Here is a 12,708-nt window from a genome sequence, read left to right on the forward strand (position 1 = left end):
GACGGAAGTGGGCACAAACTCAGCCTATTTTCTCTATCCTTTCCTAAAAGGCACTGCCCCCACGTTTGCAGCATCTGTGGGTCGATGGTGGGTATCGCACCACGTTTGTCAGTTGGGTCAAGGAGCAATTGGGATGGAGTGTCCAGCGCGTCCAACATCCGAACGTTGGAATCACGGCGTCGTATCACCGCTCCGGGTGTCGAACCTGCGCCGATTGACCGTAGCTTCAAAGTCATTCCGCGTCGTTGGGTAGTGGAGCGGACTTACGGTCGGCTGGGACGCTACCGCCGCTTGAGCAAAGACTACGAGTATTTGCCAGAAACGTCGGAGGCTTTTATCTACTCCACAACTCTCCGTACACTCCTGCGGAGACTGGCATAATCTGCTACTTCTCAAACGTCCTCTAAGCTCGACTTTATCCATTCGATGAGTAGAAAAGGTAGCACAATCAGAACAGAGTATTGGATGGGTTCTGATGCAGATGCTACCGAAAGACTTTTTAGGTTTGATGCTACCGTTTGCTGTGCTGTTTTCCAAGCAGGTGTGGCAGCATGTTTTAGTGCTGATTGTAGGTGCAATTTTAGCACCGGGAAAACGCACCGTGAGTGCCATTTTGCGGGTGATGGGGTTGGATCAAGAGCCGCACTTCCAAAGGTACTGTCAACTTAACGAGAAAAACCCAGAATTAAGTACAATCGTTCCGCTACGATCACGATTTGTCTAAATTTACGCGGCAGAGTTTAGGCAAGCAACCTCTCGCCAATCCTCAAATCGTTGGTGGGGTTGTTCTCGATATCGTTTTGCACTCAGTTCATGTTGTTTGGGGTGGAAGTATCCTCGGATTGGATCAAATGTAGATAAAAATCGTTGCGCTTGTCCTGAAGATTTGAATCGCCGCATTCGTCGCTCTCGTGTTCGGGTCGGTTGATGCGAGTTTTCAGCTCGATTGTTCCACCCTTTGTGCTGTCGATGTTCCACGTTCTTCATCACGCGCTTTTTGGCGGCTTCGTAACTCTTAAGTTTGTCGGTGACAATCACTCGTGGCACGAAGGTTTGTTTCTTCAGCAGTTTACGAAAAAACCGCTCTGCTGCCTCGGTATCCCGATGCCGTTGTAGCAAGATGTCCAAGATATTCCCCTCCGAATCTACTGCTCGCCACAAATAGTATTGCTGCTTTTTGATCGTTACCACCACTTCATCCAAATGCCACTTGTCCGTGATGTAGGGGCGTTTGCGCTGAAGCTGATTCGCGTATTGCTGTCCGAATTTTTGACACCATTCCCGAATCGTTTCGTAAGTCACTTCGATCTCGCGATAGAGCATCATTTTCTCGATATCCCGGTAGCTCAACGGAAAGGTGTAGTACAGCCAGACACAGCTGATTCGCGTATTGCTGTCCGAATTTTTGACACCATTCCCGAATCGTTTCGTAAGTCACTTCGATCTCGCGATAGAGCATCATTTTCTCGATATCCCGGTAGCTCAACGGAAAGGTGTAGTACAGCCAGACACAATGGCTAATAATTTCGGCAGGAAATCGATGACGGGAATACATGAGTAGGAAGTTGAGAACAAGGTTGAACCAGTACGATTATTCTACAGCCCGGTTAAGTTGACAATACCTCCATAGTTGCCAGATAGAAGTTCGTCAAGGTCATCGAGACTCTCGCCCCAAAGCTGCCCACTCAACAAGACCTGCTGATCCCGACATAGAACGCCTTGAGCGCAGTGGTGCGATGACCATTGAGAACGTACTCGGGTTTTACAAGACTTCGATCAACAAGGTTATTGGGTATCGATCAAAGCATACTTAAAAAGCCAATTCACCTGAGCCAGCAAAAGAAAGCAAAAAATTGCTCAATGAGTGATTGAGCAATTAACATTATCAATTTGGCAAAATTCAACTTAGATCAGGTGGTCTGAGATTAGTGAAGTTCGTTGCGCCATAGTGCTTGTCAATCATCTTGGCACTGGTTCCTGTCCATCGTCCGATCACTGTGCTATTAATATGCTCTTCAACGCATAGGCTAATAAAGGTATGTCTACATTGATAGCTTTTGCGGTAAGGAATATCGCACTTCGTCATAATCGATCTCCAGGCACGGTTGGCGAAGTTGTGTTGGTCAAGAAACTTGCCTCTCGGACTTCTGAAGATGAAGTCGTCAAGATTGACCTTCTCAGGTTTAATCTCTGCCAAGATTGATTGTACTTCAGCCGTAATGGGAAAATCGCGCTTACGCTGAGTTTTTAGCCCTTCTTTCAGCACTAAACCATCTTCAGAAACCACCACTGATTGACGGAACTGAATCACACTCCCTTGAATGTGTTTCCATTGCAGACCGATGACTTCAGACGGTCTTGCGCCTGTAAAGAAAAGGAATCGAATGTAAGGGGCGTAGAACTTGTAGTAACGATCGTTCTCAAAGGTGCGAATAATCAAATCCCGTTCTGCTTTGGTGAAAGGATTCACATCCTCATCTTCGGACAGCCCCTTTGGCGCTTTAATTCGCATCAAGGCAAACGGATTCGCCTCAATTAGTCCTTCATCGACTGCCCAATCGCAGCAAGATTTCAGTTGCGATAAACATCGTTTCGCCGCATCCGGCGATAAAGTTTTGAGTAAGTGATCTCGGATCTGCGTTGAATCTTCTAAGGACCGACTAGGAAAGCGACTGATATGATTGCGATGCTTCTTGAAATCCTTCGTGTAGGTGCTGGGGCTGACTTGCGGTTGTTTGAATTGGGAATAGCGCTTCCACAACTCATCGAGATCGGGCTGAGACTTTGTAGGTGGATTGGGGGAAATTGGGGGAATGGTGGAAACGGTGCTAAGAGAGGCGAACGGTTGATATTTTTTCAGGCTGAGATCGACTTCACCATAATCAATATCCCGTTGCAGCTGGCTGACAATGCCGCCGATTCGTTGACGATTGACGGGCGTATCCTCATAGCCCGTCGAAATGTAGAATCGTTTGCGCTTAATCTCACCGTTTTCTTCAATCGGATAAGAAAAGACAATTTGCAAGCGACCCTTCGTATTTTTGAATTGAACGGAACCTTTACTACCCTTGCCCTGCGCGTGTGACGAATACATAAGGCAACTCCTGTGGGGGAAGATGTCCTCTAGTCTACGCCGACCCCATTTTTCTCTTTAGGAATTTTCCCCCAATTTTCCCCCAGTTTTGTCCCTAAACCCTTCCAAAAACACCTAACGTAAAACCCGCGATCGAGGATGAAATTGCCAAAAGCAAAGCCCAGAATCTGCTTCCTCTGGGCTTTTGTCTTGATTTTGTTGAATGCCAGGAACCGGACTTGAACCGGTGACACGAGGATTTTCAGTCCTCTGCTCTACCAACTGAGCTATCCCGGCGGGGATTGCTTTTCAAACGCTTAACTAAAGTAGCAAACTTAGCAAAAATTTGCAAGCTGGTTTTTGTTGAGCTACAGCATCAACGATGCCAATACAGATGAATAGAGAGCCTTCAGCCAGGAAGTTCGCCCGCAAACTCAGTTAAATCAGGCAAAATGGAGGAGGTAAAATTTAGCTGTATCAGAAAATCGATCCAGTCTAAAGCTACTTCTACTCAAAACCCCTATGACTCGCCGACGTTCTACGCCTTGGATTTACCGATGGTCGCGTCCCCTCATTGGCGCGATCGCAACCCTCGGCATTCTCAATACAGGCTACATCACCTACAACAAGCTTTTCAGCCAAGCCGTAGCTTGTCCATCGGGGGGCTGTGAACGGGTGCTTGAAAGCCCTTACGCTACTATCTTTGGTCTACCTCTGTCTCTGTTTGGCTTGCTGGCATATTTGGCAATGGCCGTGTTAGCCCTAGCTCCTTTGGCGGTTGATCCTGAAAGCAAAAAATCGCTGCGGACTAGTCTAGAAAATAATACTTGGCTGTTGCTCTTTGCGGGCGCAACGGCAATGCTGCTGTTTAGCGGCTACCTGATGTACATCATGTTCTCCAAGTTTGTGGCCAACTATGGAATTAACGGAGTGTGCTACTTCTGTATTGCCTCTGCCCTCTTTGCCAGCGCAATGTTTGTGCTGACGCTGATTGGGCGAGATTGGAACGATCGAGGACAACTGTTCTTCCTGGGAACAATTGTGGGAATGGTGACGCTAATTACAACGCTGGCAGTCTATTCTCCGATTGGGCAAAGAAGCGCGAACGCGGTGACAATTGGCGATGCAAATGGAAATCCATACTTTTTGGTAGAGAACTCTTCTGGAGAGGCAGAATTGGGTCTAGCTCGTCACCTTAAACAGACTGGTGCGGAAATGTACGGCGCGTATTGGTGTCCGCACTGCTGCGAGCAGAAAGAACTGTTTGGCAAAGAAGCCATGAATGAGTTTACCTACGTCGAGTGTGCAGAGGGGGGAAAGGCGGCTCAGGTCGAAACGTGCAAGGCGATCGCACCTGAAGTTGAAAAGCAAACCGGAAAAGGATTCGGGTTTCCAACGTGGGAAATTAACGGCAAGTATTACGGTGGACGGCAGACTCTAGAAGAGCTTGCTCAGAATTCGGGTTACACCGGGCCTAAGAATTTTCAAAACAGTTTCAAGGCTTGTCGCCAGCCCTAAAAGGATTCACGCTCAGTGCCTTGAAATTGGACGCGCCCATCTGCTGACGCTCTGTGTTTCAACTAAAATTCCTCGCCCCTCTACTGTGGAGGAACGAGGAATTATTTTTTATTAAGAGCGGTGCAGCAAAGTAGGATTAGTAGCCTACTAGGTGCAAGATGTCACGCACAACACTGTAGCCTGCCAAATCCCAAAGCAGATAAGCCGTGAAACCAATCATCGCAAGACGACCATTCCATAGTTCTGCTTGAGGATTCCAACCAAATAAGAAAGCGTTGCGGTCTTTGCCGTTATATGCAGTAGAAACAGGAGGTAAATCGGTGCTAGGACGTGATTGCATTGTTTGTATTCCAAATGAACTTCACTATACTTTACATATTAGACTCGGCATTCCTAGCTGCCCTATATCTATGGTTCTAATTAGGTAGTCCTGCTTTTGAGAGACGTTCAAGCAACATAAAGTCTCCTTACAGTTTCAAGGCTTGTCGCCAGCCCTAATAGGGTTCACGCTCGGGGCACTGCAATCTAGGATGGACGTGCCCATCTGCTGACGCTCTGTGTTTCAACTAAAATTCCTCGCCCCTCCACAGTAGAGGGGCGAGGAATTATTTTTTATTAAGAGCGGTGCAGCAAAGTAGGATTAGTAGCCTACTAGGTGCAAGATGTCACGCACAACACTGTAGCCTGCCAAATCCCAAAGCAGATAAGCCGTGAAACCAATCATCGCAAGACGACCATTCCATAGTTCTGCTTGAGGATTCCAACCAAATAAGAAAGCGTTGCGGTCTTTGCCGTTATATGCAGTAGAAACAGGAGGTAAATCGGTGCTAGGACGTGATTGCATTGTTTGTATTCCAAATGAACTTCACTATACTTTACATATTAGACTCGGCATTCCTAGCTGCCCTATATCTATGGTTCTAATTAGGTAGTCCTGCTTTTGAGAGACGTTCAACCAACATGAAGTCTCCTTTGTGTTGATTCACTTTTACGGTAATCAATTCAAGCATTGGAGAAATTCAGGGTGAAGAAGTGTACTAAAAGAGCCAGCGCCGCCACGCTTGATTTTGCCTCAAGCATAGCGGCGCTAGCAGACACCATTAAAAATGGCGAATTATTCAGCCTCGGCTTCTGCAACGGGCTGAGCGTCTTGCTTCACGGTCATAAACCGGATGACTTCGGTGCTAAGGCGCATTGCCCGCTCCATAGCGGCAATTTGGCTGCCATTAGAGGTGAAATTCATTTGAATATAGATGCCTTCCCGCTGTCTATCAATCTCATAGGCAAGGCGGCGTTTCCCCCGATGCTGAGTTTCCAAAATTTCTGCGCCATTATCCCGCAAAATGGTTTGGTACTTCTCGATCGCTTGATCTACTGCCTCGTCATTCAGATCGGGGCGCATGATGTACATGGTTTCGTAAAGATTGCTCATTGAAGTTCTCCTTATGGACAAGATGGCTCTTTCTAAAATGGGTGGAACAGGTGGAGCAGTGCTGAGCGGCACTCAACCTACCGTTAAGTCCACCAACCATAAAAAAGCAAGGACTTATAATTCTATACCAGTTTCTAAACCAATCGCGTCAAATCTACCCGGTCAACCAACAGGATATTGGCAAATCTATGGCTCAGCGTTATGTTCGAGTAAAAGCGGCAGAAAAAATTTATTATGGGTTGTTGCAAATCGATCGCACTGTGCAGGTGCTAGATGCTCCACCCTGGCTTAAGGGGCAGCCAACAGATGCGATTTTGAACCCAAATCAGTATCAGACTTTAGCTCCCTGTGCGCCCTCGAAAATTGTGGCTGTAGGAAAAAATTATGCTAATCATGCCGCAGAGATGGGAACTCCTGTTCCCCAAGAGCCGCTTTTATTTTTGAAGCCACCTACAACGGTGATTGCGGCAGAAGCGGAGATTTTCTATCCATCGCAGTCCGAGCGGGTGGACTATGAAGGAGAACTAGCATTAGTGATTGGCGATCGCGCCTTTGCCTGCACGCCCGAAGAGGCTCACAGCAAGATTTGGGGCTATACAATTGCCAACGACGTGACCGCGCGAGATTTGCAGCGCCAAGACGGACAGTGGACTCGTGCCAAGGGATTTGATACCTTCTGTCCGCTCGGTCCGTGGGTGGTGCGTGAGATTAATCCAGGCGCAAGGCTACAGACGTTCCTCAATGACAGTCCTACTCCAGTGCAAACAGCCGCCATTAGTGACATGGTGTTTACGCCAGATGTATTGGTATCCTACATCAGCCAGGTGATGACGCTATTTCCAGGAGATGTGATTTTGACAGGCACACCGGATGGAATCGGCGCACTGCAAGTCGGCGATCGCGTCCGCGTCGAAATCGAGGGGATTGGCTTTTTAGAGAATACCGTTGCTGCGAGACCTCTAAAACTTGATTAGCGAACCTGCATATGAACGGCATCTGAAATAGTCGGAATTTCCGCATAGCGTCCCAACGCCGATTGAATCAGGGAGTACCCGATCGCCGCGATCGTGCCTAGGAAAACAGCGTTAAATAGCGTCTGAGTCAGCAATCCTCCCATACCAAAGATGGGCGCTAGAATCGCGCTCCAGATAATGCCAATCAAACTCAAGGCGATGGAGAACAGGAGCGCCTGCATCGTATTGAAGCGGATAAAGTGAGGAATGCTCTCGTTTCTAACCACGAGTAGGTAGAGCGCAAAAAACACAATGAGAGACGCAAACGGAATACTGCCATACAGCAGAAACAGGGGAGCAAGAGGAACCGCCAGAAGCGCAAGCAGGGGACTGAGAAAAGAGCCGCTTAGAGGCGCTGCGACTAGCACAACCAGATCTAAGAGGGGTAGAAAGTAAGCAAGACAAGCAAAAATGCGATCGGACACTGTAGTAGACCCGCGCCAAGCCATGAATAATTCTCCTAAATTTCGCGTTAACCAAAGTGCTATTGTGCTAAGCACAGAATAGCGCAGTTCCTGCGTTCCTGTATTGACTCACTATTTGTTGCTCAACGTTGATTACTCAATGTTGGTGACTCGAAACCCCATCTGACATTGGTATTGCGCCGGAAGATGCTCACCGCGACGGCGAATAGTTTGACCGCAGCGCAATTGTCCCTGCTGCCAGCGAGGCTGTCCGCTCTGGTCAGCGAGTAGGCAGGTCTGACAAACTTGCTCTGGAGAAATGGTGCGATCGCCTATGAGGATGACTAGCATAAATACCTCCTCAGTTGAAATTTGAAGAGAAAAAAGTGTGGTTGTATTGGCTGTTTTACCCAAAACCAACTGCTTGATATCAGAGATGGCTTAAAAGTTCGCCCTAGCTCTTGAAGTCAGATTGTCCCAATTCTAGAGCAGGTTTATTGAGACGTTCGGTAATTTTGATACCGCTTAACGCAAATTCTAAAAAGATTGCTTTACGGTGTGGCAAATCAACCGTTAGGCGCTCAGAAAATTACTCATCCAAGAAAAGTGGGGTTAGTTATAGCAAGAACCGCAACAGACCTGAAGTGCTCTTGAGCTAAAGACCCTAAGATTTTTTAAAAGCAAGTTGTGTAAGTTAAGTGAAGCAAGAATCATCAACTTAAATATTAATTATCCAAAAATTGATTAGCTTGATCCGTCTTGCTCCATTTCATCGGGTGGTGTGACTCTGCCCCGGCGTTTTCGAGCCTCCATCGCTCGCTCCAAAATAGAGAGCAATCCGGGAGATTCTTCTTGCAAGGCGAGCAACAGGCGTTCACCTTCTTCGAGATCGCCGGGATCTTCTCCGGTTTCCATCACCATTTTGAGACGAGGCAGCGCGAGTTCGTCTACAAGCTGGACAAGACTGTGCAGACAGCGATTGAACTGGCGTTCGGTTAATGTCGAATCTTCTAAAGGAAACTCGATAATGGCGCGAATTTCGCCATCGGAGGGATCATACTCCCACTGAAGCATTTTCGTTTCCCAAGAGATGCAAAGCATGGTTTGAAGGATCGCGGCCTTGTGGGGATGGTTTTTAACGCCTGCTAGTACCCGAGGCGCAAAAATCTCAAAGAATTCACCCTCCTCATCTAGCTGAATCACAATCAGGAAGTCTTCGATATGCTCACCGTAGACGCCCGTAAGAATGCGCCATCCTTCCTGGTCTACCTTATATTTCCAGCCTTTGGCATCTAAATAGCTGGCAATCTGCTTTAGCGTTGTACCCATAGCTGTTTCTCAATCGATCAGAATCTATTGATGAGCGAAATTACCATACCATAGCTCAGTCTAGCTGTCGGTTGTCAGATTTTGCCAACGGGGTTGAAGTGGAGTGTTGTACGGCGCGATCAACTTGTTCTAGCAGAGCGGTGACGGTTGAAGAATTGTCTAAAATCACGTTGGCGCGATCGCATTTGTCTTGAATTGGCATTTGGCTTTTAATTCGGGCATGAGCCTGCTCTAAGGTCAGCCTTTCTCGCTGCATCAAGCGTTGAACCTGTTGTTCAGTAGAGGTATAAACCACCCAAATCTCATCCACAACGTCCGTCAGATTCGCTTCAAACAGCAGAGGGATCACCAGCACAATAGCAGCGTGAGGGTTGGCTGAGCTATCTAAAGCGTGACATAAAGCATTGCGATCGGCAGTCATCGCTTGCCGCACGTAGGGATGAATTTGTCCTTCTAACCATTGGCGCTCGGTTGGGTTTTGGAAGACAATTTCTCCTAAATGACGGCGGTTCAAGGTTCCATCAGAATGTAGAATCGTACTGCCATAGCGATCGCGAATTGCAGCAAGTGCTGGGCTTCCCGGCTGAACGGCATTTCTGGCATAGAGATCGGCATCCAAGATCGGCAAGGAATAGCGCGTCGCTAGATAGGTGGAAACGGTAGTCTTACCCATACCAATTCCGCCTGTTAAGCCAATGATTCGGGGATGAGAGTGTTCTGTCATAGGGACGCCTGCAACAACGCTAACGCAAGGAAATAAGAAGGCAAATCAATTCATCATTCCTTTCTTGAGCACCAGCTTTCTTGAGTACCAGATTGTGCCGAACGATTCGCTTCTAGTGTAGAGTGCAATCTGATGTTCTGAGTCGTGGCTGAGCCTGCTTTGCATTATCTAATTTTGGCTGGAATTCTTCTACTGGGGACGACATTCAGGTTTTGGAACTTGGATCTAAAGCCTTTGTGGATGGATGAAGTGATCACAGCATTATTCAGTTTTGGACGCAGCTATTATGATGTTCCGTTAGAAAAAGCGTTTACGGTTTCCGCCCTCGATCAGATCTTTCAGCTCGATACTGCTGCAACTTGTAGTGGAATTGCTCAAACCATCTCAGTTCAATCGGTTCATCCGCCCTTGTTTTTTTGCTGGTTGCACAGTTGGCTTCAATGGACAGCCCCGTTGCCGCCGTCTTGGATCTGGAAGATCCGAGCGCTCAGCGCGATCGCAGGAGTGCTTTTAATTGGCATTACCTACACTCTCAATCGAGTAGCGTTTTCTAAAACGGCTGGATTGGTCGCTGCGTTATTCATGGCAGTCTCTCCATTTGCCGTCTATCTATCTCAGGAAGCGCGTCACTATACAGTTCCGATGGTGTTTGTTGCGATCGCGCTCCTAGGATTAGTTCAAATTCAGCGCGATTTACAGCACCAACAGATCCGCTATTCTGTCTGGTTCGGCTGGATTGTGGTCAATGGACTCGGATTTTATGTTCACTACTTTTTTCTTTTAGCGACGATCGCGCAAATCATCACTTTAATTCTTTTACAAGCATGGCAGAGCCGGTTAGGCAGAAGTCACCGTCGAAATTGGCTCGCAATTATCCTTTCCACGATCATGATTGGTCTGCTGCATTTGCCTGGATTGTCGACATTTCTAAGTCATATAGGACGGTCTGAAACCGATTGGTTAGAAGTGCCACAAACAGGAATCTTGAGTGCGATCGCGCCGCTCTATCAGCTTGCCGCCGGATGGCTCGTAATGGCGATCGCGCTTCCAGTCGAGAATCAGCCCTTGTGGATTGCCATTCCTGCTGCTGTGTTGATGCTGCTGTTTGCAGGATGGTTGGGATGGCGAGTCGTTAAAGGATTACGACGGCTTTGGAACAATCCAAAAACGCAGTGGCAGACCCTAACGCTAACCGGATTTGTGCTATGTAGTGTGCTGGAATTTCTAGCGATCGTTTATGGGTTGCATAAAGACATTACCCAGGTTCCGCGCTACAACTTTATCTACTTTCCAGCCGTTTGCGCGTTAGTTGGAGCCAGCCTTTGTGCGAAAAATACAAGTGAAGATAGAGAGATATCAACAGATGAGAAGCCAACTTCAATCCCATTCATAATGGTGCTGTTGGCGGGCTGTTTGAGCTGTATCTTTGTCGTCTACAATTTAGTTTTTCTCAAACCCTATCAACCTGAGAAAATTGCTCAAACCCTTAGCGCTTCTGGCTCATCTCTCGTCGTGATGGCATACGGAGATTTTCAAGATATTGCCTTGGGTTTGAGTTTTGCATTGGCATTACCGAAAGCAGAAACGTTTACCTTTGTGAGCAAATCTCAAGGATACGAAGCGACATGGCGAACTCTTGCAGCGCTCAATCCTCAGCAACCTCACCAAGCCTTGTGGATCATCGCTCCAGGACTGAGGAAATCAGACTTTCCGGCAACGCTTTCTACAGGGAGAAACGGATGCAACCGAAATCCAGTCGCTTATTACCGACTTGGAATTCCCTATCAGAAGTACGATTGCGGCGAATAAGCGTTCCATGAGTCTTACGGATGTTATCAACCGCGTGTTTCACTACATCTCTATCAATTCGCCATTGCTGATTTGCAAAAGCGTTGCGGAAACCTGATTTCTGGCTTACTCATCAAGTTGCCATAGCTCTTTCGTATACTCCTCATCCAGCACCTTCTTCGGACGCATCACCAGCACAACCCGTCCCAACAACGCGAGATCAGGCGTGTCTTCAAACCAGCGCAACTGAAGCTGCTCATCTTCCGCAACAACAAAATAGCTATCCTCCTGCCACTGACGCTGAGCGCGATCGACTAACACGATCACTTCTTCCGCCGCTCCAGGAATGGGATTGGGCAGCTTCTCACTGTCGCACAGCAGCGCGATCGGATCTTCTGCACTCCGCACCACTTGCCACCCCGGTAGCGTCACCCACGCTCCTGTACCAGAAAATTGCACCATCTGAAAGACTCCAACTGCATCAACAAAAGGCACAGCGTCCAAGTCTGCTTTGCTGAGGGGAAGCTTGCCCACGACCGGAACGATTCGAGGCAATTCTTCATCTGACTCTAGCCGATAGGTAGGTAAACGCGGAGCTAGACGCTTCGGCGTAACGGTGAAGTCTGTTAAGAGTTGCTCAATCGCTTTGCGAGCGGTAGCGCTGTGGGCAAATCTCAGACCCCTGGCAATAAGTCGCGATCGCTCTTGTAGATCACTGATCTGCTTTGCGGCTTTCCACGCTTGAAACGCAACTGCATCACCCGGATGATCAGTAAACGCTTCGTTGGTTCCCCCAAAGCGGGAGAAATCTTTCACCGCGCGAGCAATTTCGTGGGCTTCGTCAGCGTCGAGTTTGTGACTAAACAGGAAGTCAGCGGTGGCAGCGCGATCGCGTTGAGTCAAAGTTCGCAGTTCGTATAACACATCACTGCTTTTGCGCCCAAAAAATTCTTTTGCCGCATCAGACACGCCCACGGTTAGCATGGTGTCATACACTTGCGACGCTACGATAATTTGATTTTGCTGAATCGGCTCAAATCCAGTTTCCTCAAAGATAGCTTGTGGACTATACCCAGCTTTCTGAAGTGTTTGGCAAGCGTGCGCCCATTCAACCCAGTTTCCTTCTTTCCGACGCAGCAATAACAGTAGCTCGTCTGCGTTCGGCAGATTTTGCGGTGTGTCGTTCATCCTTCTCTCCTTGCGTTAGCGTCGCCATCGGGCATTCTTCCTTGTGAAGCGTTACCGAAGACATCCCTTCTTATACCAAGTTTCGGGCGTTGCTTAACACTAGGCGCAGCCACAGAAGTTGCACTTTAGCGCTAAATGCGGCATGATTGAGAGGCGCAAGGGGCTATAGCGCAGTTGGTAGCGCATCTCAATGGCATTGAGAGTGACCTTCTATGCTGTAGAAGTAACTCCATTGAATA

Annotated in this window: 15 protein-coding genes and 1 tRNA gene; 5 read left to right on the forward strand and 11 right to left on the reverse strand. The window is 47.9% G+C overall.

Annotation, left to right across the window (positions count from 1 at the left end):
* On the forward strand, positions 1-381 hold a 381-nt coding region (locus AC5JLB_RS07745), incomplete at its 5' end, for a transposase (RefSeq protein WP_495873254.1).
* 94 nt (positions 382-475) lie between these two features.
* On the forward strand, positions 476-724 hold the full coding sequence (locus tag AC5JLB_RS07750) for a hypothetical protein (protein WP_495873255.1): 249 nt from the start codon (positions 476-478) through the stop codon (positions 722-724).
* 2 nt (positions 725-726) lie between these two features.
* Here the strand turns inward: AC5JLB_RS07750 and AC5JLB_RS07755 are convergent, their stop codons facing one another.
* From AC5JLB_RS07755 to AC5JLB_RS07765, 3 genes are all read right to left on the reverse strand, one after another.
* Complete coding sequence (locus tag AC5JLB_RS07755; RefSeq protein ID WP_495873266.1) at positions 727-1,383, reverse strand: IS6 family transposase; 657 nt, start codon at positions 1,381-1,383, stop codon at positions 727-729.
* A gap of 517 nt (positions 1,384-1,900) precedes the next feature.
* Positions 1,901-3,094: a tyrosine-type recombinase/integrase gene (locus AC5JLB_RS07760; RefSeq protein ID WP_495873256.1), complete on the reverse strand. Its 1,194-nt coding sequence runs from the start codon at positions 3,092-3,094 to the stop codon at positions 1,901-1,903.
* A 203-nt stretch (positions 3,095-3,297) separates the two neighbouring features.
* Positions 3,298-3,370, reverse strand: a tRNA-Phe gene (locus AC5JLB_RS07765).
* A gap of 225 nt (positions 3,371-3,595) precedes the next feature.
* Between AC5JLB_RS07765 and AC5JLB_RS07770 the strand changes: the two genes are divergently transcribed.
* Positions 3,596-4,591, forward strand: coding sequence for a vitamin K epoxide reductase family protein (locus tag AC5JLB_RS07770; RefSeq protein ID WP_495873257.1), 996 nt, complete (start codon positions 3,596-3,598; stop codon positions 4,589-4,591).
* Positions 4,592-4,727: 136 nt separating this feature from the next.
* On the opposite strand, the gene AC5JLB_RS07775 is transcribed toward AC5JLB_RS07770, so the two are convergent.
* The 3 genes from AC5JLB_RS07775 to rpsF form a co-directional block, all read right to left on the reverse strand.
* Positions 4,728-4,931: a high light inducible protein gene (locus AC5JLB_RS07775; RefSeq protein ID WP_495873258.1), complete on the reverse strand. Its 204-nt coding sequence runs from the start codon at positions 4,929-4,931 to the stop codon at positions 4,728-4,730.
* Positions 4,932-5,231: 300 nt separating this feature from the next.
* Positions 5,232-5,435: a high light inducible protein gene (locus AC5JLB_RS07780; RefSeq protein WP_495873258.1), complete on the reverse strand. Its 204-nt coding sequence runs from the start codon at positions 5,433-5,435 to the stop codon at positions 5,232-5,234.
* 270 nt (positions 5,436-5,705) lie between these two features.
* Positions 5,706-6,023 carry a 30S ribosomal protein S6 gene (gene rpsF, locus AC5JLB_RS07785; protein WP_495873259.1) on the reverse strand — a complete coding sequence of 106 codons (318 nt, stop codon included), beginning with the start codon at positions 6,021-6,023 and terminating at the stop codon, positions 5,706-5,708.
* 188 nt (positions 6,024-6,211) lie between these two features.
* Here rpsF and AC5JLB_RS07790 point away from each other — a divergent pair, with 188 nt between their 5' ends.
* Positions 6,212-6,997 (forward strand): fumarylacetoacetate hydrolase family protein, encoded by a 786-nt coding sequence (locus AC5JLB_RS07790; RefSeq protein ID WP_495873260.1) that lies wholly within the window; start codon positions 6,212-6,214, stop codon positions 6,995-6,997.
* Here the strand turns inward: AC5JLB_RS07790 and AC5JLB_RS07795 are convergent.
* From AC5JLB_RS07795 to coaE, 4 genes are all read right to left on the reverse strand, one after another.
* Complete coding sequence (locus AC5JLB_RS07795; RefSeq protein WP_495873261.1) at positions 6,994-7,485, reverse strand: Tic20 family protein; 492 nt, start codon at positions 7,483-7,485, stop codon at positions 6,994-6,996. The two genes, AC5JLB_RS07790 and AC5JLB_RS07795, sit on opposite strands and share 4 nt — an antisense overlap.
* Before the next feature lie 108 nt (positions 7,486-7,593).
* The gene (locus AC5JLB_RS07800; RefSeq protein ID WP_495695387.1) at positions 7,594-7,791 is read right to left on the reverse strand and encodes a hypothetical protein; all 198 of its coding nucleotides are present in this window, start codon (positions 7,789-7,791) and stop codon (positions 7,594-7,596) included.
* A 393-nt stretch (positions 7,792-8,184) separates the two neighbouring features.
* Positions 8,185-8,769: a type III secretion system chaperone family protein gene (locus AC5JLB_RS07805; RefSeq protein WP_495873262.1), complete on the reverse strand. Its 585-nt coding sequence runs from the start codon at positions 8,767-8,769 to the stop codon at positions 8,185-8,187.
* Between the two features lie 55 nt (positions 8,770-8,824).
* Positions 8,825-9,493: a dephospho-CoA kinase gene (gene coaE, locus AC5JLB_RS07810; protein ID WP_495873263.1), complete on the reverse strand. Its 669-nt coding sequence runs from the start codon at positions 9,491-9,493 to the stop codon at positions 8,825-8,827.
* 144 nt (positions 9,494-9,637) lie between these two features.
* On the opposite strand from coaE, the gene AC5JLB_RS07815 reads away from it, so the two are divergent.
* Positions 9,638-11,302 carry a glycosyltransferase family 39 protein gene (locus AC5JLB_RS07815; protein WP_495873264.1) on the forward strand — a complete coding sequence of 555 codons (1,665 nt, stop codon included), beginning with the start codon at positions 9,638-9,640 and terminating at the stop codon, positions 11,300-11,302.
* A gap of 105 nt (positions 11,303-11,407) precedes the next feature.
* Here the strand turns inward: AC5JLB_RS07815 and AC5JLB_RS07820 are convergent, their stop codons facing one another.
* Positions 11,408-12,469 (reverse strand): RuBisCO accumulation factor 1, encoded by a 1,062-nt coding sequence (locus AC5JLB_RS07820; protein WP_495873265.1) that lies wholly within the window; start codon positions 12,467-12,469, stop codon positions 11,408-11,410.
* Positions 12,470-12,708 lie beyond the last annotated feature (239 nt).

It is taken from the genome of Myxacorys chilensis, from assembly GCF_059505265.1.